The organism is Streptococcus parapneumoniae (assembly GCF_037076355.1).
GTDB lineage: Bacteria > Bacillota > Bacilli > Lactobacillales > Streptococcaceae > Streptococcus > Streptococcus parapneumoniae.
Window position 1 is genome coordinate 1,136,169 of sequence record NZ_AP026968.1, and the last position, 23,420, is coordinate 1,159,588.

34 protein-coding genes are annotated in these 23,420 nt (G+C 40.7%); all 34 read right to left on the reverse strand.

The window, feature by feature from the left end:
• Positions 1 to 3 precede the first annotated feature (3 nt).
• Positions 4 to 1,389, reverse strand: coding sequence for a pyocin knob domain-containing protein (locus SP4011_RS05740; protein ID WP_338620321.1), 1,386 nt, complete (start codon positions 1,387 to 1,389; stop codon positions 4 to 6).
• A gap of 28 nt (positions 1,390 to 1,417) precedes the next feature.
• Positions 1,418 to 1,657: a hypothetical protein gene (locus SP4011_RS05745; RefSeq protein ID WP_338620323.1), complete on the reverse strand. Its 240-nt coding sequence runs from the start codon at positions 1,655 to 1,657 to the stop codon at positions 1,418 to 1,420.
• Positions 1,650 to 1,988 carry a hypothetical protein gene (locus SP4011_RS05750; RefSeq protein WP_419992026.1) on the reverse strand — a complete coding sequence of 113 codons (339 nt, stop codon included), beginning with the start codon at positions 1,986 to 1,988 and terminating at the stop codon, positions 1,650 to 1,652. The genes SP4011_RS05745 and SP4011_RS05750 overlap by 8 nt, the downstream gene beginning before the upstream one ends.
• Before the next feature lie 254 nt (positions 1,989 to 2,242).
• A complete protein-coding gene (locus SP4011_RS05755; protein WP_338620325.1) occupies positions 2,243 to 3,370 on the reverse strand; it encodes a baseplate J/gp47 family protein in 1,128 nt (375 codons plus the stop codon).
• Positions 3,360 to 3,752, reverse strand: coding sequence for a DUF2634 domain-containing protein (locus SP4011_RS05760; protein ID WP_023948079.1), 393 nt, complete (start codon positions 3,750 to 3,752; stop codon positions 3,360 to 3,362). The genes SP4011_RS05755 and SP4011_RS05760 overlap by 11 nt, the downstream gene beginning before the upstream one ends.
• A gap of 2 nt (positions 3,753 to 3,754) precedes the next feature.
• Positions 3,755 to 4,057, reverse strand: a complete 303-nt coding sequence (locus SP4011_RS05765; protein WP_015973671.1) for a DUF2577 domain-containing protein — start codon at positions 4,055 to 4,057, stop codon at positions 3,755 to 3,757.
• Entirely contained in the window at positions 4,057 to 5,022 is a 966-nt protein-coding gene (locus SP4011_RS05770; RefSeq protein ID WP_230529166.1) for an XkdQ/YqbQ family protein, read from the reverse strand. Before SP4011_RS05770 ends, SP4011_RS05765 begins: the two co-directional genes overlap by 1 nt.
• On the reverse strand, positions 5,022 to 5,714 hold the full coding sequence (locus SP4011_RS05775) for a phage baseplate protein (protein ID WP_338620334.1): 693 nt from the start codon (positions 5,712 to 5,714) through the stop codon (positions 5,022 to 5,024). The genes SP4011_RS05770 and SP4011_RS05775 overlap by 1 nt, the downstream gene beginning before the upstream one ends.
• A gap of 13 nt (positions 5,715 to 5,727) precedes the next feature.
• A complete protein-coding gene (locus tag SP4011_RS05780) occupies positions 5,728 to 7,974 on the reverse strand; it encodes a tape measure protein (protein ID WP_338620336.1) in 2,247 nt (748 codons plus the stop codon).
• A 194-nt stretch (positions 7,975 to 8,168) separates the two neighbouring features.
• Entirely contained in the window at positions 8,169 to 8,573 is a 405-nt protein-coding gene (locus tag SP4011_RS05785; RefSeq protein WP_338620337.1) for a phage tail assembly chaperone, read from the reverse strand.
• A gap of 15 nt (positions 8,574 to 8,588) precedes the next feature.
• The gene (locus tag SP4011_RS05790) at positions 8,589 to 9,053 is read right to left on the reverse strand and encodes a phage tail tube protein (RefSeq protein WP_015973666.1); all 465 of its coding nucleotides are present in this window, start codon (positions 9,051 to 9,053) and stop codon (positions 8,589 to 8,591) included.
• A 13-nt stretch (positions 9,054 to 9,066) separates the two neighbouring features.
• Entirely contained in the window at positions 9,067 to 10,380 is a 1,314-nt protein-coding gene (locus tag SP4011_RS05795; protein ID WP_261057272.1) for a phage tail sheath family protein, read from the reverse strand.
• Positions 10,380 to 10,550, reverse strand: a complete 171-nt coding sequence (locus SP4011_RS05800; RefSeq protein ID WP_015973664.1) for a hypothetical protein — start codon at positions 10,548 to 10,550, stop codon at positions 10,380 to 10,382. Before SP4011_RS05800 ends, SP4011_RS05795 begins: the two co-directional genes overlap by 1 nt.
• Complete coding sequence (locus SP4011_RS05805; RefSeq protein WP_015973663.1) at positions 10,543 to 10,959, reverse strand: phage tail terminator family protein; 417 nt, start codon at positions 10,957 to 10,959, stop codon at positions 10,543 to 10,545. The genes SP4011_RS05800 and SP4011_RS05805 overlap by 8 nt, the downstream gene beginning before the upstream one ends.
• The gene (locus SP4011_RS05810; protein WP_338620340.1) at positions 10,949 to 11,440 is read right to left on the reverse strand and encodes an HK97 gp10 family phage protein; all 492 of its coding nucleotides are present in this window, start codon (positions 11,438 to 11,440) and stop codon (positions 10,949 to 10,951) included. The genes SP4011_RS05805 and SP4011_RS05810 overlap by 11 nt, the downstream gene beginning before the upstream one ends.
• A complete protein-coding gene (locus SP4011_RS05815) occupies positions 11,437 to 11,793 on the reverse strand; it encodes a hypothetical protein (RefSeq protein WP_338620341.1) in 357 nt (118 codons plus the stop codon). The genes SP4011_RS05810 and SP4011_RS05815 overlap by 4 nt, the downstream gene beginning before the upstream one ends.
• On the reverse strand, positions 11,790 to 12,185 hold the full coding sequence (locus SP4011_RS05820) for a hypothetical protein (RefSeq protein WP_338620342.1): 396 nt from the start codon (positions 12,183 to 12,185) through the stop codon (positions 11,790 to 11,792). Before SP4011_RS05820 ends, SP4011_RS05815 begins: the two co-directional genes overlap by 4 nt.
• A 15-nt stretch (positions 12,186 to 12,200) precedes the next feature.
• Positions 12,201 to 13,193: a major capsid protein gene (locus tag SP4011_RS05825; protein WP_265476337.1), complete on the reverse strand. Its 993-nt coding sequence runs from the start codon at positions 13,191 to 13,193 to the stop codon at positions 12,201 to 12,203.
• Positions 13,193 to 13,774 carry a phage scaffolding protein gene (locus SP4011_RS05830; RefSeq protein ID WP_338620343.1) on the reverse strand — a complete coding sequence of 194 codons (582 nt, stop codon included), beginning with the start codon at positions 13,772 to 13,774 and terminating at the stop codon, positions 13,193 to 13,195. Before SP4011_RS05830 ends, SP4011_RS05825 begins: the two co-directional genes overlap by 1 nt.
• A 357-nt stretch (positions 13,775 to 14,131) precedes the next feature.
• Positions 14,132 to 14,395, reverse strand: a complete 264-nt coding sequence (locus tag SP4011_RS05835) for a hypothetical protein (protein ID WP_338620344.1) — start codon at positions 14,393 to 14,395, stop codon at positions 14,132 to 14,134.
• A gap of 54 nt (positions 14,396 to 14,449) precedes the next feature.
• Positions 14,450 to 14,659, reverse strand: coding sequence for a CPCC family cysteine-rich protein (locus tag SP4011_RS05840; protein ID WP_015973654.1), 210 nt, complete (start codon positions 14,657 to 14,659; stop codon positions 14,450 to 14,452).
• On the reverse strand, positions 14,622 to 16,166 hold the full coding sequence (locus SP4011_RS05845) for a minor capsid protein (protein ID WP_338620345.1): 1,545 nt from the start codon (positions 16,164 to 16,166) through the stop codon (positions 14,622 to 14,624). The genes SP4011_RS05840 and SP4011_RS05845 overlap by 38 nt, the downstream gene beginning before the upstream one ends.
• Positions 16,147 to 17,562: a phage portal protein gene (locus SP4011_RS05850; protein ID WP_338620347.1), complete on the reverse strand. Its 1,416-nt coding sequence runs from the start codon at positions 17,560 to 17,562 to the stop codon at positions 16,147 to 16,149. Before SP4011_RS05850 ends, SP4011_RS05845 begins: the two co-directional genes overlap by 20 nt.
• Positions 17,553 to 18,767 (reverse strand): PBSX family phage terminase large subunit, encoded by a 1,215-nt coding sequence (locus tag SP4011_RS05855; protein ID WP_338620349.1) that lies wholly within the window; start codon positions 18,765 to 18,767, stop codon positions 17,553 to 17,555. The genes SP4011_RS05850 and SP4011_RS05855 overlap by 10 nt, the downstream gene beginning before the upstream one ends.
• A 47-nt stretch (positions 18,768 to 18,814) precedes the next feature.
• Positions 18,815 to 19,498, reverse strand: coding sequence for a phage terminase small subunit (gene terS, locus SP4011_RS05860; protein WP_338620350.1), 684 nt, complete (start codon positions 19,496 to 19,498; stop codon positions 18,815 to 18,817).
• Between the two features lie 404 nt (positions 19,499 to 19,902).
• The gene (locus tag SP4011_RS05865; protein ID WP_338620352.1) at positions 19,903 to 20,349 is read right to left on the reverse strand and encodes an ArpU family phage packaging/lysis transcriptional regulator; all 447 of its coding nucleotides are present in this window, start codon (positions 20,347 to 20,349) and stop codon (positions 19,903 to 19,905) included.
• Positions 20,350 to 20,430: 81 nt separating this feature from the next.
• Positions 20,431 to 20,808: a helix-turn-helix domain-containing protein gene (locus SP4011_RS05870; protein ID WP_338620353.1), complete on the reverse strand. Its 378-nt coding sequence runs from the start codon at positions 20,806 to 20,808 to the stop codon at positions 20,431 to 20,433.
• Positions 20,798 to 21,022 carry a DUF3310 domain-containing protein gene (locus tag SP4011_RS05875; RefSeq protein ID WP_338620354.1) on the reverse strand — a complete coding sequence of 75 codons (225 nt, stop codon included), beginning with the start codon at positions 21,020 to 21,022 and terminating at the stop codon, positions 20,798 to 20,800. Before SP4011_RS05875 ends, SP4011_RS05870 begins: the two co-directional genes overlap by 11 nt.
• Positions 21,023 to 21,195: 173 nt before the next feature.
• Complete coding sequence (locus SP4011_RS05880) at positions 21,196 to 21,567, reverse strand: YopX family protein (protein WP_338620356.1); 372 nt, start codon at positions 21,565 to 21,567, stop codon at positions 21,196 to 21,198.
• Entirely contained in the window at positions 21,564 to 22,055 is a 492-nt protein-coding gene (locus SP4011_RS05885; protein ID WP_338620358.1) for a MazG-like family protein, read from the reverse strand. Before SP4011_RS05885 ends, SP4011_RS05880 begins: the two co-directional genes overlap by 4 nt.
• An 8-nt stretch (positions 22,056 to 22,063) precedes the next feature.
• Positions 22,064 to 22,519, reverse strand: coding sequence for a hypothetical protein (locus SP4011_RS05890; RefSeq protein WP_338620360.1), 456 nt, complete (start codon positions 22,517 to 22,519; stop codon positions 22,064 to 22,066).
• Positions 22,519 to 22,779, reverse strand: coding sequence for a DUF1372 family protein (locus SP4011_RS05895; protein ID WP_338620362.1), 261 nt, complete (start codon positions 22,777 to 22,779; stop codon positions 22,519 to 22,521). Before SP4011_RS05895 ends, SP4011_RS05890 begins: the two co-directional genes overlap by 1 nt.
• Entirely contained in the window at positions 22,776 to 22,922 is a 147-nt protein-coding gene (locus SP4011_RS05900; RefSeq protein WP_338620363.1) for a hypothetical protein, read from the reverse strand. The genes SP4011_RS05895 and SP4011_RS05900 overlap by 4 nt, the downstream gene beginning before the upstream one ends.
• On the reverse strand, positions 22,922 to 23,413 hold the full coding sequence (locus SP4011_RS05905; RefSeq protein ID WP_338620365.1) for a DUF1642 domain-containing protein: 492 nt from the start codon (positions 23,411 to 23,413) through the stop codon (positions 22,922 to 22,924). Before SP4011_RS05905 ends, SP4011_RS05900 begins: the two co-directional genes overlap by 1 nt.
• Between the last annotated feature and the right edge of the window lie 7 nt (positions 23,414 to 23,420).

Sequence of the window (23,420 nt, forward strand, 5' to 3'; positions counted from 1 at the left end):
AATTTATTTTTTGAACCATGCGTCGATAAGAATCATGTCGTCCGATACTGGATACGAGCTGGTCGTTGCAACAAGCTCCTCTTCGAAAAATAAAGATGCGTCATCTTGTGATAAAATTCCGTTTTTTCCTTCTCGATATAAGTGACTTAATCCATTACCTATTTTATAGTGTCCTCTAAAAGATGCGATGGAGTAAGATTTTACTTTAAATTGGTATTCTTTTGGAAAATAAAACAATTTTTTTTGCCCTGAACCAATTGTATTTTTTGATTCGTTAATCGAATCTTTGTCAATAAATGCCCTGAGTATGACCATATCGCCGATTATAAATAGTTTATTATCGTCAATTTCAGCCAGTTTCGAAGGAAGGATTCCATCAGCAAATTCCAAAGGAATCACTTTCATATCCAGCCTGGGCAACACCTGCCAACTTCCCCAAATACCATTGACTTTGGTTCTGACAGCAGTAAATGTATTCATGTTATCTACTGCTTGCTGCATGACGTTTTGACCATCGATTTTTGTTACGGTCACATAGAGCGGAGAACGTGAGCCTTTGGGTGAATTTGTCAGACCTGCTCCTGTATACATGCCTGATTCCACATAGCTATCCCAATTTCCTGCAGCAGTTTTAGCACTGCCATTGTCATTTGTCAGCTTGATTAATTGAGCGTTATTCCATCTGTTCTTATCCACGCTTGTTACGTGAATAGTCGAATTTTGCGAATGAGAATTAAATTCGCTCTTACTCGCTTGTTCAACGTTGACTACATTCCCTAGACCAACCTGTGTCTTTGTAACACCGTGAGGATTATTCTTGTTCCCTGTATGATCTGACAACGCACGACCATCTGCCTTACCATTCCAAGAGGTTCTCTCTTGTTGAGTAATGTGTTTAGTCGTATCTCTTGCGTGAGCGTCAAAATCGGTCTTGCTGGCTTGTTCTACGTTCATCACATTTGCTAGACCGACTTGGGATTTCGTCACATTATGCGGATTGTTACGATTAGTAGCATGAGCGTTGAACTCTTGCTTGCTAGCCTGTTCCACGTTTGTCACGTTACCCAATCCTACCTGTGTCTTCGTGACACCGTGAGGGTTGTTATGATTTTCTAAGTGATGTTGAAAATCTTGCTTACTTGCTTGCTCAACATTCGTGACATTCCCTAGCCCCACTTGTTGCTTAGTGACACTGTGTGGATTGTTTTGGTTGTTGATGTGACCAGTTAGGTCAACTTTCTCAGCCTTACTTCTGGTGAACTCGTCAATCTTTTCAGGCAGACCGTCGATATCTGCAACCTTGTGCCTGTGATTTAAGTCGGCTTTGTTTTCCCATCGTTGCGCATCCTCGGCACCGATGATATCTCTTGACCTCCAGATTTTAGCCATCTGTTAGCACCTCCAGTCTATATTTGAATCATGTTGTTGTTTCAATCGGAACGTATACATCAATAACAGACTGAGGTACATGTGAAGCGTCTAACAACTCAATCTTATTGATTTCTCTGATTGAGTCTGGTACCAAGAAATCAATCAAAACAAAACGTTGCTCTCGTTGTTTCTGTATCGTCACAATTTGATTATCGTTCAACCTTGCTTTGTTGATTTTAGCTAGTACGGTTTCTGTAACTGTATTTAGTAACGTTTCTTTAATCATTGAATAAAACCTCCTCTTGTGGCCCTTCATATTCAAAAGGTGTCACTCCTACAACTGCATAACCTGCTCTAGCGAAATCTACCGAAGTCTTGAATAACCGTTCTTTCAGCTTGACTCGTTCTGTTACTGTCGGGATATGTGTATATCCCATATTTGCTGGTTTGATTGCATTGACAAAAATAACTGACTCTCTGAAAAGTCCGCTCGTTTCTGCTCCAGACTCAATCAATAAGACCTGATTAGCGAAATCTACTGAAGCCTTGTACTTTCCTTTTCCGAAAAGGTCGTCTAATTTGCGAATTAAAAACCACCATGAAAATGGTGGCCTCATATTGATCCGCAACAAAACACGCTCTCTTCTCCACTCCAACGTATCGTCGGCATGAGCAACAATACCGTATACTTCTTCAAATTTCGTTAACGTAGGAACATCGCAGAGCATAATGAACTGATTCTTGATGAACTACTCTAACGAGATAGTACCGTCTTTAAACAGAGTATTTTCAACCCGAACCAGTTCTTTCATATCTTTGACGCCCTCGTAGTAATCTGGAACGTATTCAGATAAGTTTACTTCTTTCACCATTAAACCATCCTCACTGTTCCTTTATACGGCAATTGTTGTAATTGTCCTGTAAAAACAAGTGCTAAATCAGCTTCGCGGTTATTCAGTTTCATCTTATCCACGTTAGCAACACCGTTAATGGTCAATAGCCTGGCCATTAACTGCGAGCGATAGATTTTCATACTGTAGGTATTAACATCTGAGTATTGCGCCCAGTTCTTTCTCAAATCCAAGAAATACTGGTCTAAAGCCTTGTCTACCAGTTCTTTTACTTGATTTAGCTGATATCCTGTCATCAACTCAAGTTTAAACTCAATATCAATTGGGAAGCGTGTCGCAGTCGTAACCGTCACACGATGATTGATAGGAGCAAGTCCAACGCCTTTTCCAGTATATTCTAGTGGATCCAGAACGTTTTGTACTTTCTTGATTGTCTCAGTAGATGCCAAGTTTAAGTCGTTGTCTAAAACAACCACTTTAACTGTTCCTGAGCCATTCCAAACTGGATAGACCTGCACTGCGCCAACACCGTCAATTTCACGAACACGCTGAACATACTCAATGAAGTTGCCGCCAAAAGGTTTCTCATTGACGTAAATCAAGAAACGCTTCCGCAATTCATCGTCAGTTTCTTCATCTTGCCCAGATGTAACGATTTCCCCTAAGACTGCAGTAGCGAGGTTTCTGTAGTTCTCCAAGGGCAAGATATTGCCATAGTAGCGATTTCCGACAACGCCAGTTGTCTCACACTCTACTTCATACTTGCCAGCTACATTAGTTGCACGAACTACCTTGTAGATGAGTGCAGCATCGTCAATTGTCGCAAAACGAGAACCCAAAGCGATTTGTACGCCTTCTTTTCTCTCATTTTTAAACTCCGCAAAGCGTACCGCTTTTTTTGACGGATAACGATGTAGACCGAACTCTTCAACCTTGTAGTCTAGGTATTGGCCAATAGCAGTCTGTGGAAATGTATCTAGCAGTAGATTTTTCAACTGCAAATAAAAACCAGCTAACTCGTAACAAGCAGGCGCTAATGCGTCATAGATGATAGAACCTTCCCGTGTATCAATATTTTCATTGACACGAGAAAGAGCGTCATTCATCAGATAATCAAACGTGTATTTTTCTAAGAAATCACCTATCATTAATCAGCGTCACCTCCTTTTCAACTTTAAATAAACCAGATATGGTATGGACTTCAAAGACACAAAGCAAGCTATCCTTGGTTTGTTGCTCGATGAAGAAATTTTGAACACTTTTAATTCTTGTATCAACTAACAAGGCTTGAGAAATTGTTCTCTCAAGGTCAGCTTTTACAAAATCATAAGGTTTTCCAATCAAGCGCTCTAATTCTACTCCGTAGTTTGAAGAGTAGATGACCCACTCAAACCGTTCTGTAAGCAAAATCTTTTCAACTGCTTGCCTCATGGCCTCTAATCCATCTATATATCCGTGTATTCTGCCATTTTTCACTTGATAAGTGTAGGATGGCAAAACAACTTCTTCAATGTTTCGTATATCTACCATCTTCACTCCATCCTTTGTAAAACGTAGTATAATTGCCCGTTCTGGGCTTTAATCATTAAGACTTTGTCTCCTGCTTCAAGATCACGAAAAACAATCCACCTCTTGTTGTCCCCTTCAGTATCTCCAGTACGTAGTTCTTTAACCATCGGACTTAGAACTAAAAAGGACTCAGGGATTTCAAGTTTATTATTAACCTTGATTGTTAAAGGAGAAACAGATGTGACAGAGCCAAAAACAATATCTGTCCTGTCTGTCCCATCATCTACTCCTTGCGCCAAAAGGCGTGCTAATAACTCTCCTGCCATTATTCCAGCGTCCTCAATTCTAAATCCATTGTATGCACCTTATCCCACTTGTGGGTACATTTAGAGATGATGCCAAGACTGTTCTTCTTAATCCCTTCAGACTCTAAATCAGCAAAATCCAGTACAACACTGTTGCCTGCACTGATTCCAAGATGTCCTAAACAAGGAACTTTAAAGGTCTTTTTAGGATGATTCTTAGCTTTCAATAAGAGTTCAGCCTTCTGTTGAATCTGACTCTCATTCATCTTTTCATCCACTTTTTCGTGGTACTGCAACTTGCCCCAAAGAGCAACGTTTTTAGAGTCTTTCACAACGTAAACTTCACGCTTCTTACTCTGCTTGTTGTCTTTAGTCAGCTTCACATAGTTGTAACTGTCATCGATAGAGCCTTCATAGTCAAAGTCTGTCGCTACGCTATCATCACCAATCACTAAGTCAGTAATCAGCGAATTTAAGGCTATATGCTCGACTGTACCAAAGTTATCTCTGATGATGTACCACATGCCACCATGAATCAATGTTAAGTCCAAAGCGTTCTGGATCATCGCAAAATAAGTTTTCTTATCTTCGATTTTCTCAGGACACGTCCAGTTTCCCTCGTCAACAACTTTGTACTCAAGTTCTGAGATTTCGCAAATCTTACTAAAGATTTCATGACTCTTAGAGGCTTCAAACACGATTGTGTCAGTGTTTTTCAGATATCTCATTCTGTCATAAGCAGTAACCGACCATTTCTTAGCTGATTTCCGCTTTTTCTTGAAAACTTTTCCGTAAAAAATGCCCTTATCATCTACTTTGAAGCGGATGACGTCTCCAAAGTTACAAGCTACCTGTGAGTCTATGATCATATCAAACTCAAGTTTTCCCGGCTGAAAATCAATACTGGTTTCCCATTTGACACCTCCGACCAACTCAGTGATATCAAAGACTTTACCGTCATTCACATCTTGAATCAGAAATTCCATCATAGGACTTGTACCGAATCAGCAGTAACCCAACCACGCCAACCACCATCCAACATGGTAACGTGATAAGGATGCGACCCTTTCATATTGATATAATTGACAAGTCTAGTTGCGTTTGACTCAGTTTGACCAGGCCCCTCTCCGTAACTATCTCTATGCAGCTGCCCATTGACGAGCACCTTTGCACCGATAGTCACTTCTTTTTTAGTTGAGGGAGCTTGCTCTTTCTGAGGCTGACTAGCTTTCTTCTCTTCTGATACCTTCTTTTCGATTTTTACAAACCGAGCCTTGGCCATCTTGTACTCTTTGAAAGTGATGTCGTAGTAAACATCCTCATGAATACCAGCTTTTCTTTGTTGCTCAAAACTCTCAACTGTCGCAAGCATATTGATACCCACGCCAGAGATAATCAAGCGACAAGGTTCTTTCCCGTCCATGATTTTCTTTAAGAGTCGGACATAGGTTTCAGGCGTTCCTGATTTATTAAGAACATAAGAGCGGAAAGTGTCTCTAGGGAAGAATGAAGTGAAAGTAACCTCAGATAGTTTGGGAAAACTCATCTGGGTTATTTCTCCTAGCGCAATACTCGTTGCTGACTCGTTATTTGCGCTATTCTTCGTTTTTAGCTCTTCTGGATTGACAGGAAGTTGTGTGACCTGACCTTTGTACTCTACGAAAATACCAATCGCCATTTCCTTCTACCTCCTACGCAATTCCTAGGTCGCTATCGACCAAACCGATAATCTTTTCTTCAATTCTGTCAACCAAATCGTCGATATCCTGTTCAGTAGCACTATTTTTAGACTCATATTTAACACTAACTTGAGGTGTTAGAACTTGGTAATCAATGATGTACTTGCGCTCTGCAACATCACGCATCATCTTAATATCTTCGTCTTTCAGCTTGACTTCATCTTCAATCTTACCGACGTTACCAATGTTCTTGCCTTTGCCTAGCTTGTCGCCAAGACCACCAGCACCACCAGAAGGAGCACCAGCCCCTGCCGGTGTTTGGTTCATTTGGTCAAACTTAGAAGCAAGTTCGTCTTGGCCTTTCATCTTATCAGCGAAGCCTTGCATAGCATCACCAACACCTTGACCAAAAGCCTTAGTACCACTAAAAGCATTGCCAGCAGTTGAGAAAGGATTTTTCATCCCATCCCACAAACCGCCTGGAGTCATCATATTGGCACGCATGCCGTCAAAAGATTCATAATCATCAGGAGCCTCTCCTGGATTAAACATCTCTCCCATAGCACGGATACCATTGGCAAAACTACCGTCATTGGACATGTAGCCCATTTCGCCAACTTTTCCTAGATTCACTCCTGGTATTTTGTTTAAAGCGTCAATAATCCAGTTGATAGCTTTAATAGCCATGTTTGCACCGGCTATAAAAGCATTACCGATAGATTGCGCTACATTGACCACCCCATCAACAAACGAAGCAAAATAATCTAATACAGTTCGAATAAGATTATAAAATAACTTTCTGATGGAATATATCGGGTGCTTAAAGACATTTCTCAAAAATTCTGCAATTGCTAAACCAATATTGTAAATACCTATGAAGAGATTCACAATCGGTGCAATCATATACATTACAAGATTGATAACGAACATAATGACGTCATAAACTACCGTTCCGACAAAGACAAAGGCTGCAACGATAGCAGCTGCAACATCTAAGAATGAAATCCCCATAGCATTTAGAGCCATACCGATTAATAGCGCGATTCCAATTACACCTATCAATATTAGCATCAGCCAAGCCCAAGGAGCTCCTGCCATCAAACCTGCTACAAACATTGCAATACCTGCTATAAGAGCAACTGCTGCAAGAAGTGTTAATGCAGTCATGACTATATTGATGTTCTCAGTAACCCAGTTCCAGCCTGCAACGAAGAGATTAAAGAGCCATAAAGCTATCTGGCCAATCGCAAACATAGCAGTCTCTAAACCTGCCATGAAGTTTTGTCCAGCGGTACTATTAATAAACTCTTGCCATGCTTGAATCAAAGGCTGAAATGCGTATGAAGCTACGTTGCCAATCTGAGTCATCATATCAGCAAAGGTCATCGGCATTTTCGCAAACTCAGCGTTTGTTTCAACTGCTGAACCAAGCAAGGCACTCTTAAGGATATCTCCTGTTAATTGCCCATCTTTAGCCATCCCCCTCAGTTGACCAACGCTGACACCAAGATGTCTAGCTAGTTTTTGGGCAACAAGCGGAGCGTTCTCCATCATAGAGTTGAACTCATCACCACGAAGAACCCCTGAAGCAAGCGCCTGTGTGATTTGAAGCGTCCCTGCTTTTTGTTGCTCTAAACTTGCACCACCGATTTTATACAGCTTGTTCAACTGCTCAGCGAATGCAATAGCTTCATCATTACTTTTAAAGGCTTCTCCAGCTTGTGAGCGTAGTTTAGCCACTGAGTCTGCCATGATACCGAAGCCAGTCCTTGAGCGTTGTGCTGCCGCCATGATACCGTCTTGGAGTTCTTGGCCTGTCTTTGATCCATCTTCTATCGTCTTAAGCCTTGCCATGGTCTGAATATAATCATCGCCTGACTTAATCAGACCACTCATTAAATTAGCCATTTGCCTCAAGGCTTGAATAGCAACCATGAAATTCAAAGCACGAGAAATAGAAGTCATTCGACCAAGCATGGATGTAGCAACGCCAAGGCCGCCAACAAGAGGCCCAGCCGAAGGAAGTTTAGGAGCGATAGGTGTCGCCATTTTAGGCACTACAGGGCTAGTAGCTTTGGGCGCAGTTAAATTCTTAGGCATATCTGCTTTGACTTTAATCGTTGCAGTTTGCGTCATCTTCTTGACACGTCTATCCAACTCGCCGAACTTAGCAATAGTCCTGTTGATTGTGCTATTAATTCGATTTAAAGGGCTTGAGAAATTATCTCTAAGCGCTAGTGTTTGCATTAATGTAGTCATCTTCTACCGTCTCCTCCTTCCTCTGCTTTTCCTTTCCATTTCTTTGTGTTCCTTTTCTTCTGCCTCTACTCGTATATCGATAAAGGCAAAAATCAAGGCTTTTTCACGCTTGGACAAGCTATCCAAAAAGGACGGAGTCCAGTTGAATTGATGCAAACAGTAGTAAGCATAACTCAACTCTGCATCCCCGTCCTCTAGTCGTTTTTTGCTTCTTCAACAAGATCATTGATATCTTCATCAAATCCGTTAAGCGACTGGATTTCTTGCATTAGGGTAGCATATTCCCCAATCTTCAACATAGTTTTCAAGGTTGCTGCTTCATCCCCAACTGTACGATAAGACTCTTGTAGTTGAGCGTCTTTTAGGTCTGGCGTAACAACGCAAGCAGACATTAAGGAGTCAATGTACTTATCGTTGTTGAACTCAGGGATAGCAACACCTTGACGATTTTTCTTCTTGATTGTCGCACGTTTCTTCAATGTATCGTTTAGACTTTCGTCAATACTTCGAATGACAAAAGGAGATTTGAAACGCTTAAGGTGTACTTCCTTTGTTTCTTCCTGCTGAACGTTTTCTAGTAAAAAGTCTGAAATTGCCATTTATCTATCCTCTTTCTAACCTAATTTAGGCGCATTAAATTTTTCCAAGATATCAACATCTTCAAAAGTAAAGTTGACTTCTTCTTCCAAGAAATCTTCTTCAACTTTTAGTTGACCCATCACAACTTCATCAAGGTTACATTCACGCAAGATAGTTGTTTGACGACCGATTGAACTTGTCGCATCGTCATTGGTAACTTGGATATCAAAGAATGTATCACGACCATTCTTCATGTAGTCCAACATCATTTCCTTGAATGTTGAAGTGACACCGTAGATGGTCATCTTACCTTCACCCTTGAAACCAGTCGCCTTCACTTGCGTACCACGTTTGTTAAGGGTGCGGACTTCTTCTTTGTTTTTCTTAACTGTCGCTTCAAGTTCCTTGATATAGAACATGAACTCATTTTTTCCGTCGATGTGAATAAAAGCGGTACCTTCCTGACCGCTGATTACGTCACGACCTTTTAAAAAAGCCATACTATCTCCTTTCTTACTCTACTGTAACTGTCATGTACAGTTTTTCCATGCTGTCTACTGGTTTCACTTTAACGTTAACCACTACAGACTCTTTCAACTCACCACGTAGCACCTCGATGTCTTCAACTTTGAAGTCTTCGATAGCACCGCGAGCTTCAAGGTCTTTGAAGTAGCGAATACGGTTCGCTTTGAACGCTTGACGTCCATCTTCGTTGTTGCTTACTTTACCAAGGAAATACTCAGAGAAAGCATAACGAGTATCGTTCACGATATCGTCCAAAGTGCGCAAGATACGGTTTTTACGGAAGTCCTGGTTCTTCTCAATCGTGAAGCTGACGTGTGAGTTGATATCTTGTTCAACTACTGCACGGCCACGACGAGCAGTAAAGACGAATTGCCCTTTCAAAAGCGCATCTTCTGTTTCTGTATGGCTCAAACGTCCCACAACATCAACAGAGTCTTCGTACTTCTCATAAGTCAACGATTTCTCAACGCCAGCATTTGCGCTTGCTGCTGCAACCCATACAGTCGCTTTAGTCTTATCAATGACTGTCTTATCAGACAAGATAACGCCATTTTTAACATTGATTACCGCTTCACTGTCTGCGTCAGAGTCCGCAACAACCAATTGAGCGCCAAGTCCTTCGTCTTCACGCATACGTTTGATGAAGTTGATAGCTGCTTTCTTGATAGAAGCGTCTTCTACTGGCAAGGCCATATAGTTAAATTCAACTGTTTCAAGCGCTTTGAAGTATTCTGAGTAGTCTTGGGTTGAGACTGCACCGTCAGTACCACCAGTAAGTTTAGCACCAGCCACCGCTTGCAGTTCGCCAGTTCCTGAAAATTCAACTAGATCATTGTTTTTCAAGTCAGCCAAGACTTTTACAGTTTGCGAGTCCATGACCACTGTATCAAGGAATGTGACAACATCAAATGAACTTGGGTCGTCTACGTTTGTTTTGACCGTTACTGTAATGTCATTCCCACGGACACCGCTATATTTAGCTTGAGCCGTTACGTTGTCTGAAAGGCTTACGTTTGCTTTTTCGCCTGTATTTAGACGATAAAGCAAGACTTCGCTAACACGCTTGAATGCCTCGTTCAGCAACAAAAGCTGTGGGCTTTCTTGCTCATAACCTAGCTTCTTAAATAGGTCTTCACCACGTCGGATTTTCATCAATTTCTTTGATTGACCGAAACTGAGTGCCAACGGTACTGTTACGACACCGTCACCGCCAAGGCGAGTCATTGCGATGTCTTTTGATTTGACGTTGATGTAAGCACCTGGTCTTACTTTATTTTGGCGTTTCCAAATTCCACCTGCCATTACTTAATCTTCCTTCCTAGTTCATATTCTAGTTTTGCTCTTGCTTCTTCCAAACTATAAGACTCTTCTGGGTCTAAAATAGCCCCCAAAATGTCTTTTTCTCCGTTGGTAAAAGCGCTACTTTCCAAAATGTCCGCAGTAGGGAACACAATTCCGTCTACATTATCCATCTTTTACCTCTTCTTTCACTTTCAATTCACGTTGTTTGATATCTTCCTCTTCTAACTTCAAGCGTGTGCTTGCGTTAAAAATACAATGCAGAACGTTGTCAACCACTTCATACTGACGGTCAAATAAATGAATCGTCGGTAAGTGTAAGAGTTTATAACTCAATTCTTCCTGCATTGCTAAACACTCGCTACGCTTTTTCTTAGGAGGAAAATAAGACAAATCCACTTTAGAACGTACTTTCACATACTTGTTAGCTTCTGGAGTGTACTTAGTATCAACAACATGGATAAAAAAACAAGGCTCTTTAAAACCTTGCTCTACTTCATCCAGATAAATCCTGATGTCAGGATATAACCCCTTGATGTGACTAACTAACTCCTCGACTAACCGAAAGCCTTTATTTGCCATTTCCTAACACTACCTTTCTCATGAAGCCATCATACTTATCACGGACACGATTTTCCATATCGCTTTTAGTATCTTCAACCGTTTTATGAAGGAAAAACTGCCCTGGAACAAAGCCACCATTGACTGTCTTATGCCCATACTCAACGTGTGGGGCATAGTAGACTTTGTTATAAACTTTCTGCTTATAAGTCCGTCCAGATACTTCAATACGGCTTTTAGACCAGCTTTTTTGCAAGGTTCCGCCTTGTTTTCCATGAGCGCTTGCCCAAAATTTGACGTGTTTGCCATCTTTGGTAGTGAACTCCACCCAATGGTCCGTATAAACACCGACAGGTGTTCTCTCTTTCACTTTGGAATTTAGTTCTGTACCTTCATAATTCAAGGTCTGTCTCATAAATCGGTCTACTTTCGCTTGATTTGCATTCCTGTTGAAGTTGTTAGCAAACTTAGCAAAACTGCGATAATCAAAACTGCCACTCATGACTTGCCCTCTAGCTTTATAGCAATTTCTTGATGTGACCAATACTGATCAATAGGCACATTAGACCGTGTAAACACTTTAACGTGCCCATTTCTATCAGTCACCTCAATCTTGCAACCTGCAGGAATATCGTAGACAACAGAGCAAAAGAGTTTCATATCATAGCCATTAGCTTGATAGTCGCTCCCGTTCGTTGAACTATTGTTCATTTGCGAAATCCTGCAAGGAATGTCCTCTAATAGCACGCTTTCTGACATACTGGTCAAACCGTCTATCTCTTGCTCTGTATAACCTTTAACCGTCATTTTACAGTCATACAAGCAATCAAAGACTGTCTTAGCACATTCGGTCATAGTAGCTTCCTAAAACGATTCAACTGACGCTTGTAGCGCTCAAGTGATGACGGCACTTGTTTCATTCGTTGAATCATTTCGTAAGGACTAACCTTTTCGATTGTCGTATCACCCATTTTGATACTCTTAACCGAAAAGTCGTCTGCGTCTGCTTTTTCAGCAAGCACACTTTGCTCCTTGACCTTGTCTAGTAAGTCGTTGGTCATGTCTATCCATACGTTCTCTAAACGTCCAGGCACACCGTCTTGGTGAATATAATTCAAAATCTCATTTTCTGCTTGAGTCAAAGCGTAGTGGAGAACTTCCATGTCATTGAAATAATTATCCTGACGCATTTTACGAACGCATGAGATCAAGTACATTGTGTTGTCTTGTTTCAATTCTTGAATCATATTCTGTTACCCAATCTATTTGCCAATTTTGTGTTTCAGAGCGATAATACCGATGTTCTTAGGCTCGTAAACACGTTGCCAGTTCTTGAATTTAGCCAAGTCAGCGTTTGATGGAGTGATGTTTCCAGCATCCACTTCTGCGCCAGTCCATTTCACGCCGTAAGGGTGCATAACAAGGGCGCGACGAGTGTAAATCATGTCGTTGCCTTTAGCGGCTTCACGAGAAGTTTCAAATGTAGTCAATCCTGATGGATTTCCTGTATTGAGACCGATTGAACCCGTGCGGAAAAGGTATGATGTATAAACATCTCCTGTCGGTTTAATGCCATCATCGATAATGACACGGTAACCAAGGTAGGTAGGGATGTTGATAGTCGCAGTTGTTGGCTGGATGTATTGAATCAAGTTGTCTTTTTGTAGTTTAGTGTAAACCGCTGAGTTCATAGCAATAGCAGTAACTTGATCAGCAGAATCTCCAAGCAATTGTTTGGCGTCAAGTACCATAGCTGCATCGATACCAGTAGACGCTTTTGATTGGTCTGATACGTGAGTTTCTTCAAGCGCTCCTTTCTCACCACCTGTTCCAGTAGCAAAGATACCATTCAAGGTAGCAATCAAGGCTTTTTGGTCTTCACGTAGCCAATAAGCACCGATACGGTTCAAGATAGCACGGACTGGGTCAGAACCAGCTACAATACCAGTCAATTCGTTGGCAGCCCAACCACGTCCACGATAAAGAACGCAGGCAATGTCTGCTCCAGCAGTAATTTTCCCAGTTTCTAGGGCTTTGTCGCCATTTCCGAGAACCTCAGAATCACCAGTAAGGTCATTCCAGAAAGGCATGTTGACCAAAAGACCACCAGATGTAATGTTTTTAGAGACACGCTCATCTGATACTGCGATACCACTTTGAACGAAAGCAGATTTAGCAGCCGTGTACTGTTGCATGTAGGCATTGTACTGTTGAGGTGTAATCGTGTCTAGAATTTTTGTAATTTCATTAGCCATTAGTTATTTTCTCCTTGTTGTTCTAAAAATTGAGTTAGGTTGACGTCGGGATTGCTCATGGCAATTTCCCAATTCCCTAAATTAGCACCTTGCCCATCGCCTTGATTTGGCGTGTATTGGGCTTGTTTCTCCCCGTTAAATAGATATGGACTCTTAGCACGCTGAGCTTCGATTTGCTCAGTCAAGCCAATCAATTTGCCATCTTTTACAGAGATTTCGTCTTTGTTTAAGATTTTTCCAAAAATTTCTGCGTCTCGAACGCCAGCTTTTGTCAATTCAGCATCGATTAAGCGAGATTTGTTCTCATCTGCTAGTTTCGTCTCAAGCGCTTCTGTATCTTGTTTGTACTTAGCTTGTAAGTCCTCTAGCTTTTGCTGAATATCTTCAACATCTGCGCCTTTTTTCTTCAAATCATTCAAGTCTTTATCACGTTGTGTCAGCTGTCCACGCACGCTCTCTAATTCGCTTTCTTTACTTGCCACATCGTCCTTAAATTTTTGGACAGAAGCACCATACAAAGCGAAGACTTGAGAAATTTGGTCTTCAGTTAAGCCGATGTTTGCCAGTTGTTCTTTTTTCATTTTGAAAATCCTTTCCTCTACGCTAGGCTTTTTAGGTGTTCTCCATCACCAGACGCTCCGCTTTTGTTAGGACTACGGACTTGTCCAATAGTTGAACCTTTTAACGCCATGTTCAGGGCATAATAAAACCGTACGGAATTCCATACGGTTAGAGATAAGAAAACCGCCTCGATTTCGATGCGGTTAGGTTATTTATTTTTCAATTGTTTCAGTTTCTTTCTGAATTCAATTCCGACTTTTAGAGTTGAAATTACTGCTGAGATTACTTCGAATAATTTAATTATTACGAACAAAATTAATGCAAAAAATATAATCCAACCTAGTAAAGTTGATACCCAATTCCATATAAACATGTCTTTACTCCTCTACTTTTTCGTATGTTTCTTTAAAAATGTCAGGTTTGCATGGATAGTACTCGCCCTGAACTCCTTTAATAATGTAATCCCCTTCTGTCGCAATCATCAATCCTTCAAGCGTTTCGATTTTTAAAAGAGGATTTTTTAAGTCAGCGTAGTCAATCCGTACTGGGTCTAGTCCAAAATCGCATAGTTCATCTATAGCTTCTTCTGTATCCAAAAACTGCACGGCCTCAATCACTACTGGTTTTTTACGGTATTTCATTCCTCAATCCTTTCCGAACACGAAAAAAGCACTTAGATTTCTCTAGGTGCTTATTCATCTAATTGGTAAGCCTTTTGCGTAAGCTTCTTTAGCCTCCGCAAGTGTCATTTCATTAGGACCGCCATCTATATTAGTTTCTCCTGTATTTTGCCACTGACAGACGTCACAGATGTCATACACTGCTGTAACAGTTCCACATACTGGACAATGTACATATTCGCGACCATCAATGATCATTAAATTCTCTTTCCCAGTCTTGCTCATAATAATCAACTCCTTTTTTCGGTTTCAATATTGTTGTAATACGTTTACTACGATTATCGCCTAAAACATATATATTATTTTCTAAATCATATCGCACTCTACGCATTTCTGTATCGTAACCGAGTATATTCTCGTTTATCGTCTTAGACAACAAATTCTGTCCGATATGAAGATAATCCTCTTTTGTGATATCTCCGAACTCGACTCTATGTTTTTTATAATGACCATCAAAAGATTTCTCAGTAGGAAACTTGGACTTTGTCCATCTGATGCGGTCTTTTAGTTCCTTGTATCCCTCAACATCATTATACTTCAAATCATAAAAGCCTGCAAATGTTTTGGGCATATTTTGAGAACCTAAAACCTGTCTATAAGCTATGAACTGCTCCTTGGTTCTGCGTACTCTGTCCTTTTCCAATCGTTCAGCTTGTAGCTTGTCTTTGATAGCAGTCTGACCATACTTATCAAGCTGCTGCTTTCGCCAATCCTTGAAGGTCTGACCACTTTCAACCTCATAGCCTTTTCCTGTTTCAATATCTCTTGCATAGCGTTTCCCACCTTTTTCTAAGGCAGGAACCGTCGTACATCGACAATGAGGGTGCATAGTAGGATAATTCACACCCTTTTCTGCATCCTTAACAAGAAATACCTTGCCGTCCAACTCGCCACAAATAGGGCATGTGTGAACCTCTAAGGTCGCCAGATATCTGTACTTCTTGATATTATCGTCCTGATATTCATCCAGCGTTGCCTGAGCCTGAATACCGTTCGTTTCCGTCTGCAAAACAGTCACTGCACGATTACGAGCACGTTCAAACTCAATTGCTAGAAGTTTACTGGACTGGTCTATCGGATAGCCTCGGTTTAAATCGTTGGTTACAAGCGACTCTACTCTACTAACCAGTTCGTCCATATTGCTACCCCAAACACGCTCAGAGAACCGCTTGCCTTTGAAGTTTTCGTTGATTGCCTTTTGAAGATACTCTTCTTCTAGACGCTCAGGCTTGAAATTCGGTTCTCTTTTGGTCTGTTTATGGTAGTTGTAAGCACGATTTAAGTAAGTTTCTTGGTAGGTTTGTTTGAGATGTGTTTCTATTCGCTTGTTGATTTTACCAGTCATTTCAGCGATATCCATCTCAACACCAGCAAACAAGGCGTTTGCATTTGTTTTGACCTTTATTGACCTTGACCACTCTGTTAAATCAGGATGTTTCTTAACAAAACCAGCAATCTCTTGCTTGCTTTTCAATTGGTCAGTCTTAGTCAGGGATAACAGATAAAATGGTAATGAGTCGCTACGATTTTTAGATACCCTCTCGAACGACTCTAAACGACCTGCAATGAGTTTTAGTGTTCTGAGGTATAAATCATCGATGTAGTCTATTATCTCGCTGAGGTTGTCAATCTGATCTAGCTCATATAGCAATCTGTCTTTCTCTTCTCGGTTGAGGTCATCAAGAGATTCGATGAAAGCAATCTTCTCTTCTTTATTCAGTTTCCGACTCATGCTCTACCTCTTCCATGTCGTAGAGTTTTTCAGATTGTTCCTCTTGGTCAGCTTTCTGCAAGCGTAGTTCATCCTGCCAATCTTCTACAATTGGATTCGATTTAGCTACGTTCTCTCTTGAGGTGATAGTTGCAAGAGTAGAAACTACTTGAGCCATTTCTGTGTCGTTATTGATTGAGTTCCGTGTCCATGTTTGCTTGATTTTGAGTTTATCGGATAACCCTAGATGTTTCAAGATCATCTTAACAAGCGTGGCATATCCACTCCTGAACTGAGTTTCCATGTTTCCAGCTTTTAACTCTAAAAGAGAGTAAAGGAACTTCAAAGCAACACCAGAACTGTTCCCCAACTTATCTGTTTCAGGGTTAACCCCTTGGCCACTAATAAAGATTTGTTTCTTAGTTCGCTCTAAAATCAGATTTCTAGCTTCGGTTGGGATGTCAATCGCAATAGTTGTAACTCCTGACTGGTCTCCCATACCGTCGTTGTCCATCTTAATCATCTTGTAGCGTTTCAAATCTTCAAGAAACTCTTGCTTGTCCTGTCCACCGTAGTTTGTAAGAACAAAGATAACCTCTTGAACATCGTCTGTATCATTGACGAATCCACTAAAGACCTTGTCGTAAACATCAACTAGGTCTTTGATTGGTTTCAAGTCGTTGGTCTCGATTTCATTGTTTTTGAATGGAATAAAAGGAACAAGGTCAAAATCATGCTTGAAGCTATTGTCACTAGATCGGTCTCCATTCATGGTATCAATCAAAGAGATTGCTTGGAATGTTTCTAATTCTTCCAGTGGCTTATTTTCTTCGCGCCGATAGAAAGAGCACTCTTTGTCGTTCCAATATTCGTAAACAGTGTAATTTTTACCATCTGTTTCATCAATGCTAGAGTAAACTCGCAGTACCCCAATCAACTTTTTATCCAAAGACTTTGAGTAGATTGGTATCACTTCTTTTGAGTCCACACAAGCATATCTAAACGAGTTGTCACTAGCGTCTTTCCAAACGTGAAGCCAAGCGATACCAGCATTTCCTGCATTCACACAAAGTTGCTTGCTGATACGTTCATAATCGTCTCCTAAGACGTCTACAATCTTATCATTAACGCTTTTATCGTCCACATCAAATGTAGGCGGATAGGTCAACGCATAAGCCTTTTTCTGGTCAAGCAATAACTGGTGCCAGTTGTGACTAATACGGTTGTCAGCGTTACGAAACGCATTATCTTCTGCTTTCGCTTCGTTCTCTGCGCCTTTCTTGTCGGCAGGCTTACGCTTTCGTTTAATATCATTCTCGTTACGATAGTATTTCTCGGCTTCAGCTGCTTGTGAGACAAACTTTCCATGTTTGACCATCTGCGACGAGATTATATTTTTAATTACTTCTATTTCCAAACAGTCATACCTCCTGACTTGAATAATACTGTATAGCAGAAATAACGTAGAGCGTCCATTGCGTGGTCGAACTGTTTGATAGGCTTGTCCTCGCCATTCGCAGAGGCTTTCTCGTCCCAGACATAAGCGTGGAACTCTTTCAACGTATTCACACAGCTCTCATGCACTGCTATTTTCTCTTGGCCTAGCATAGACCCAACAAAACGAATGCCTTCAAGAACATTATTTCTAGCTTTTTTGATTTTATATCCTCGCTTCTTCAATTCAGCAATGAATGAAGCAGCAGACGGGTCAATAATGATTCGTTCGATGTTCGTATCTCCTAGCCAAGCAGTTAGATCATCAGCATACTCAGCATTGGTTTTCTGAACGTTCTCGTCACGACCTGAGTAATAATATTCCCTTGTTAAGTAATACTTGCCGTTGATGTCTTTTTCCCACAAAAGAAAAACGGTCGCATTCTGCGTACCGTAGTCGACCGAAACATATTTGCCCAGCTTGCTCATTTCTGGCAAAGTTGATACAACATGCTTATCCTTACTGAACATATCGTAGACAATACCTTCTGCAACCGTCCAAAGACCTTGGATATAGCGCTGATAGAAAACACCTTGATATTGACTTCTATAACGCTTCTTGATGTTCTCTGAAAGAGAAAGGTTGTCGTCCATATCAAAATGCAGATAAAGCATATTCTTTGTTTCTGCTTTGTCTATCCAGTTGACTTTAAACCAATGATAAGGCCCGTCTGGGTTGCAGTTGAACCACCACTTAGAACCTGTCACAGAGCACCGCCCTGTGCCCTGGTTAACAAAAGACTCAGGCATAAGCGCTACTTCATCGAAAAAGATACCTGCTAGCGTTAAACCTTGAATAAGATCCTGTGAACTCTCGTCCTTACCACCAAAGATATAGAAATCATTCGACACGTCGCCTTTTGTGATTTCTATCAAGTTATCCGTCCGATGATAGACGTAGCTAAAACCTCTTGACTGTATCATAACCAATAACAGTTTCAGGACGTTACGATTGAAAGAGCCAATTGTCTTACCACACATCGCAAAGTTCTGATGGTTGAATGATGTCATCGCCCAGATAACGAAAGCTAGACTCATAGAAACAGTCTTGCCAGAACGGATAGCGCCATCAGCAATAATGCCTTCTGACTCATGAACTGGAGAGTTCCAAAGCCACCAACTTAGCACCTTATTCTGCTTTCTGCTAAAAGGTTGGAATTCGAATGTACTGGTCTTTATTTTTCTTCTCGCCACGTTTCTTCGACTATCCCTTCTAATGCTTTGATAAAACCATCATCATGAACGTTCTCAGGTTCATTGTCAGGCAGTTTAGATTTCAGAATCTCAATTCTCAATCTCTGCTCCTCTGTAGCAAGGCTTGAGCGAGTCAGTTCATCATATGTTTTAATCATATTTCTAAGTTCTGACTGTATTCTTGCAATTGCAGCTAAAGCCTTACCCTGCTTATCCCAAGCAGTGTGAACTTCATAGCTTTCTCCGCCTTTTGCTGTGCTTGCAATAAGCATAGTGGTTGTATCATCAACGTCCTGAACGTACAGAATGCGCTGAGCATGCAAAAGATTAGCATAGGTTAGCTGAATGTTCTCCCAAAGAATATCAATTGGTTGCTTATCTGCCAGTTGCTCGTATATCTCATGCACTCCTTGCGGTAGATACTTAGCAAACAGACCGTGTTTAAGGGCGTTTTGCGAGCCTTTAGGCGCCCCATGACCAACTGCGTTCTTATTCCCTTTTGGTGCACCTCTTGGATTTTTGGGTGCACCCTTTTTTGTACGAGTCCAATTATGCCTACGTTGCCATGATTTGACTGTGTTGATTGAGACATCATGCTTAGTAGCAATGTCTTTGTACTTCATGCCTGCCTCATAGTCTTTGCGTGCTAGCTCGCTTTTTTCCATGCCCTCCTCCCTGATTTGTTTATTTTGTAAATCAAAAAAAGCCACACGATGTGTGACCTTTCTGCAAGGCGACTACAACCTTGCGTGTTAATTAGAAATAAAATTTCTGATTTATTTTTTGTAGTCTTTAACGGCGACGCCCGGAATCGAACCGAAAAGTTTGAAAATACATTGGAGAGAAAATCACTTTACGCCTGTCGTCGCCAAAACGAGGCCGAAACCTCGGAAAAATATAATAAAGTATAAAGGAGACGTCAATGAACGAAATAGAGGGAGGGACTCGAACCCTCAACGCCCTTTACGACACCCTGATTTCAGGTAACCATCTACCAAATTCTGAGACCTCTATCTCTAATTATTGACAATACTATTTTACCATGTAAAATAAGCCATTTCCTAGCAATTTACTTGCAAATATCTCCCAAAAATTTACGAAAGACAATCAGCTTACCTTTTCGATAGGCTTCCGCAAATTCCAAAGCACCTCTGCTAAGCATGCGGTAGAACTCACTTTCAGAATAGCCTAAGTCCATATAGATAGCCTTGTCTGATAATTGGATTTTCATATCCATGTACTTCTTTGCAATTACCTGCCGAACGTATGGATCCATGATACAGTTCACAGCTCTCTCAATCTCCAAAACCTCTGCCTCTGCATCCACATGGTCGATAACCATATTCTCAGTAGCTGTGCTCTTACCAGTAAATGTCTTTGGTTCAAATGAGTAGGTCGTTGTGATTTTAGGCAAATACTCAGCGCCTGCCATTCGGACATACGAGCGATAACTCTCTAGAACGTCATATACATTTTTCTTGGTGAATTGCACATCAACTCTTTTTAATAACCTCACAACATCGCTCCTTTATGATATAATATTTTTAAGGAATAATTCATAAAGAGGGTCAGTTGTGTGCTGGCTCTTTTTTTATATCTAAATCCCAAAGAAAGTACAAATGTCTTCTGCCTCACATTCGGAAATTTCCAAACCTTTCTCCCAACAACTTATGATTGTTGAAGAATGCCCTAAATACTTTGCTAATTCTGTACGAGAAAGTCCTCGTTCCAAACGTTTTTCTTTCAAGAGCGCATTAAGATTTCCAATCTCACACTTCTTGAATAAAACATCTCTGTCCAATCCTAACTCTTTTGACAGACGTTCTTTCTGACGATCACTTGGTATCATACCTCGTTCCCAATTTGAAAATGTCCTTGGACTAATACCAAATCTCTTTGAAGCTTTTGTTAAAGATAGACCTTTACCAATTCTCCATAATCTAATTTGTTCTGAGAAAAATTTCCTATCCTTCATGTTCCATCTCCTCGATAAGCCAGTCAAGATTCTTTCTGGCTTTCTTCAGGTCCTCAAGACCGTTTTTCTTCTGGTGTCGTAGTATATACTTCAAGCTGTTACCCATATAGAACCCTTTCAGCTGTTCTGGTGTCATGAAGTTTCTTAGAGCATCGATAGATTCCATACCATATCGACCTTGGTAGTGGCTTGGTTTGTTTATGTTATCTGTCATGTCAATTCCTCCCATAATGCTTACTTACTCCATGTAAATAATAAGTGCCATCTTTGCGCTTGTTCACGTAATACGTGTACTGCCCATCTGGACTAGCGTAGGAAATCTGCTTCTCTCCTGCCCAGCAACCGTTATCACGCATCATGTGGCAATTCTCCATAATCCATTCTACATCAGGCATCTAGTAACTCCTTGTTCTCGAATACATTCCCCACAACCTCACAATCAGTATGTCGTAACCACAATTCACATCCGTGTTGTTTAGATTCAAGACGATATGCTCCACCACGGTGTCTTACAACTTCGTAATAAGTCGGTTCAGAATAGACATCCTTAGACATTTTGACTATGTCGCCTTCAAAGATAATCCTGCCATCCCTATCAACCATAGCTGTTGATTGCATGAGTTCTAAATCTTCTGCTGAAACCATGTAAGTAATTCCATCTCCAATACAATATAACTCATCTTCAAGCCAACTGATGTGGTCAATTTCATTATCCATTTCTTGCCTTTTCTTTAGCCATGCTCTAAATTTCAGTATCATCCCAAATCCTCCTCTTTGACAAACGTGCCGTCAATCCAACGACCTTTGCGGTCTTTGATTTCTTGGTAAGCCAGTTCAAAACATTCTTCGAAATCATAACCGAGTGCGGTGCTGATTGATTTTAACGAATCAATGGAAAATGATAGATACATCTTACACATAGATTTTTCTTCCCAACTGTAAGACCTTTGAAAGCAGCTGATATTTTTATTTAAATCTTTAAAATAATCAGGCACATCTTCTTTAAAAATCACTATAGAATCATCAAATATTTCTTGGACATCTACCTTTATCAGCAAAGCCAAACCGACAATCACGACTGCACAGTCTCCGATACTGTCCTTGGTCAGTTGCTCATTCTTCTTAAGATAGCCTGCGCATAACTCACCGAACTCCTCGCTAAGTTTTAGTGACTGCTTGTCCAGTCGTCCACCATTTTCAAGATCACGGTCAATAAACCATTGTTTTACTTTGTCTATTGTGTTCATGATAACTCCTATCTATTTGTCAGTTTTGGTACAATTTCATTTACGATAAATAAGTAGTTTGGTGCTACAAGATACCGACCAATATTGGAAGAAAAAGCCAATATCAATGCTAGTGTAATACCAACAATTAGCTTTTTTATAGTTCCTTTAGAGTTTTTAAGGTTCTCCTTTGTAAGTTTCTCTGCATATTCAAGCTTAGTAAAACCTTCTGGAATATACCTATAACTCAAACTATCGGAATCTACCTTGGTTCGAACTACTACATACACAAGAACTCCTGTTAGGATAGCACTGAGCAAAATCATAGCTATAGAGGTATTATCAAGTACATTGTACAAAGTCCATTCTCTCATAAGCTGTTCGTAAATCTGTGGTGCATTCCCTTTAAATGTCGTAAGCAAAGAGCTTACTTCATCAACTGTCATATTCAGCATTTTTGCTAAAGCTTGTAAAATATCGTCCATTATAGTAACACCTCATCCCCAACTTTCACTTTATCGTATTGCTCCTTCGTAACCACGAACACCCCGTAATCACGTATCGTAAGCGTGTATAGCTTCCCATGTCGTTCTTTCTCAAGGACTTTACCAAATATCTCAGCGCCTGCGTTATCTGCCTTGTAGATAACCATCGGCTTCTTCTCTTCCAAATCTCGAATCCTGTCCATCTGCCAGATATTCAATCCAGCAGATAATAATATCCAGATTGCGATAAAACGTCTCATTCTGTGTCCTCTCTTCCGTGTTCTTTCAACCATCTATGGAATCCTTTAATAGCATCTTCATGTTTTTTTAATTTAAAAATTCCGCTATATTTGTCATCGCAATATTTACAATAATCGATATAGGTTCCACCGTAAAACGACATCACTCAACCTCCTCAATCTCAATCCCTGGGCAATCGAATACCCAGCCGAACCCAGCTTCTTCTAATCGCTTTCTAGTAAAGCTTTCAAGATCGCCATACACCATTTCAAAATCAAGATGATCGCCACCCTGTCTGTACACAGTTTTCAACGACTGTCCATTGCGCAATATCACTTCATACCGCTTCTCTTCCTCGACCTCGTAGCCGTCAAGCCATGCACGGGCGAAGAGATCTCTGTTGGATTTCTTTTGATACCATTCTGTAAATTCCTTAGTTCCGTTACCCCAAGTGTATTGAAGCGCATCTTCTAGTTCTGGACTATGTTCTCTTGCTCCTTCAAGCACATCCGCCACACACTGCGGAACTTTGACTTTTTCTGGTTTGTTTAACTTCTCGTATTCTCGGATAAGGTTTTTTGCGCCTTGATAAGAGTAAATATGTCCAAGTTCACGCATTCTTTCGATTAATTCTGTTATTTGTTTTTCATTCATCTTCTAA

Excerpts from the sequence above, each read along its gene's own strand:
- SP4011_RS05780 (WP_338620336.1), bottom strand. The coding sequence starts at position 7,974 with ATGACTACATTAATGCAAACACTAGCGCTTAGAGATAATTTCTCAAGC.
- SP4011_RS05880 (WP_338620356.1), bottom strand. The coding sequence starts at position 21,567 with ATGATACTGAAATTTAGAGCATGGCTAAAGAAAAGGCAAGAAATGGAT.
- SP4011_RS05775 (WP_338620334.1), bottom strand. The coding sequence starts at position 5,714 with ATGGCGATTGGTATTTTCGTAGAGTACAAAGGTCAGGTCACACAACTT.
- SP4011_RS05870 (WP_338620353.1), bottom strand. The coding sequence starts at position 20,808 with ATGAAGGATAGGAAATTTTTCTCAGAACAAATTAGATTATGGAGAATT.
- SP4011_RS05800 (WP_015973664.1), bottom strand. The coding sequence starts at position 10,550 with ATGGATAATGTAGACGGAATTGTGTTCCCTACTGCGGACATTTTGGAA.
- SP4011_RS05785 (WP_338620337.1), bottom strand. The coding sequence starts at position 8,573 with ATGGCAATTTCAGACTTTTTACTAGAAAACGTTCAGCAGGAAGAAACA.
- SP4011_RS05810 (WP_338620340.1), bottom strand. The coding sequence starts at position 11,440 with ATGAGTGGCAGTTTTGATTATCGCAGTTTTGCTAAGTTTGCTAACAAC.
- SP4011_RS05905 (WP_338620365.1), bottom strand. The coding sequence starts at position 23,413 with ATGAATGAAAAACAAATAACAGAATTAATCGAAAGAATGCGTGAACTT.
- SP4011_RS05825 (WP_265476337.1), bottom strand. The coding sequence starts at position 13,193 with ATGGCTAATGAAATTACAAAAATTCTAGACACGATTACACCTCAACAG.
- SP4011_RS05875 (WP_338620354.1), bottom strand. The coding sequence starts at position 21,022 with ATGACAGATAACATAAACAAACCAAGCCACTACCAAGGTCGATATGGT.
- SP4011_RS05740 (WP_338620321.1), bottom strand. The coding sequence starts at position 1,389 with ATGGCTAAAATCTGGAGGTCAAGAGATATCATCGGTGCCGAGGATGCG.
- SP4011_RS05790 (WP_015973666.1), bottom strand. The coding sequence starts at position 9,053 with ATGGCTTTTTTAAAAGGTCGTGACGTAATCAGCGGTCAGGAAGGTACC.
- SP4011_RS05890 (WP_338620360.1), bottom strand. The coding sequence starts at position 22,519 with ATGGACGATATTTTACAAGCTTTAGCAAAAATGCTGAATATGACAGTT.
- SP4011_RS05885 (WP_338620358.1), bottom strand. The coding sequence starts at position 22,055 with ATGAACACAATAGACAAAGTAAAACAATGGTTTATTGACCGTGATCTT.
- SP4011_RS05835 (WP_338620344.1), bottom strand. The coding sequence starts at position 14,395 with ATGAAATACCGTAAAAAACCAGTAGTGATTGAGGCCGTGCAGTTTTTG.
- terS (WP_338620350.1), bottom strand. The coding sequence starts at position 19,498 with ATGGAAAAAAGCGAGCTAGCACGCAAAGACTATGAGGCAGGCATGAAG.
- SP4011_RS05840 (WP_015973654.1), bottom strand. The coding sequence starts at position 14,659 with ATGAGCAAGACTGGGAAAGAGAATTTAATGATCATTGATGGTCGCGAA.
- SP4011_RS05770 (WP_230529166.1), bottom strand. The coding sequence starts at position 5,022 with ATGGAATTTCTGATTCAAGATGTGAATGACGGTAAAGTCTTTGATATC.
- SP4011_RS05830 (WP_338620343.1), bottom strand. The coding sequence starts at position 13,774 with ATGAAAAAAGAACAACTGGCAAACATCGGCTTAACTGAAGACCAAATT.
- SP4011_RS05745 (WP_338620323.1), bottom strand. The coding sequence starts at position 1,657 with ATGATTAAAGAAACGTTACTAAATACAGTTACAGAAACCGTACTAGCT.
- SP4011_RS05755 (WP_338620325.1), bottom strand. The coding sequence starts at position 3,370 with ATGATAGGTGATTTCTTAGAAAAATACACGTTTGATTATCTGATGAAT.
- SP4011_RS05815 (WP_338620341.1), bottom strand. The coding sequence starts at position 11,793 with ATGACCGAATGTGCTAAGACAGTCTTTGATTGCTTGTATGACTGTAAA.
- SP4011_RS05895 (WP_338620362.1), bottom strand. The coding sequence starts at position 22,779 with ATGAGACGTTTTATCGCAATCTGGATATTATTATCTGCTGGATTGAAT.
- SP4011_RS05765 (WP_015973671.1), bottom strand. The coding sequence starts at position 4,057 with ATGGCAGGAGAGTTATTAGCACGCCTTTTGGCGCAAGGAGTAGATGAT.
- SP4011_RS05805 (WP_015973663.1), bottom strand. The coding sequence starts at position 10,959 with ATGGCAAATAAAGGCTTTCGGTTAGTCGAGGAGTTAGTTAGTCACATC.
- SP4011_RS05845 (WP_338620345.1), bottom strand. The coding sequence starts at position 16,166 with ATGAGTCGGAAACTGAATAAAGAAGAGAAGATTGCTTTCATCGAATCT.
- SP4011_RS05760 (WP_023948079.1), bottom strand. The coding sequence starts at position 3,752 with ATGGTAGATATACGAAACATTGAAGAAGTTGTTTTGCCATCCTACACT.
- SP4011_RS05795 (WP_261057272.1), bottom strand. The coding sequence starts at position 10,380 with ATGGCAGGTGGAATTTGGAAACGCCAAAATAAAGTAAGACCAGGTGCT.
- SP4011_RS05900 (WP_338620363.1), bottom strand. The coding sequence starts at position 22,922 with ATGTCGTTTTACGGTGGAACCTATATCGATTATTGTAAATATTGCGAT.
- SP4011_RS05750 (WP_419992026.1), bottom strand. The coding sequence starts at position 1,988 with ATGAGGCCACCATTTTCATGGTGGTTTTTAATTCGCAAATTAGACGAC.
- SP4011_RS05820 (WP_338620342.1), bottom strand. The coding sequence starts at position 12,185 with ATGATTCAAGAATTGAAACAAGACAACACAATGTACTTGATCTCATGC.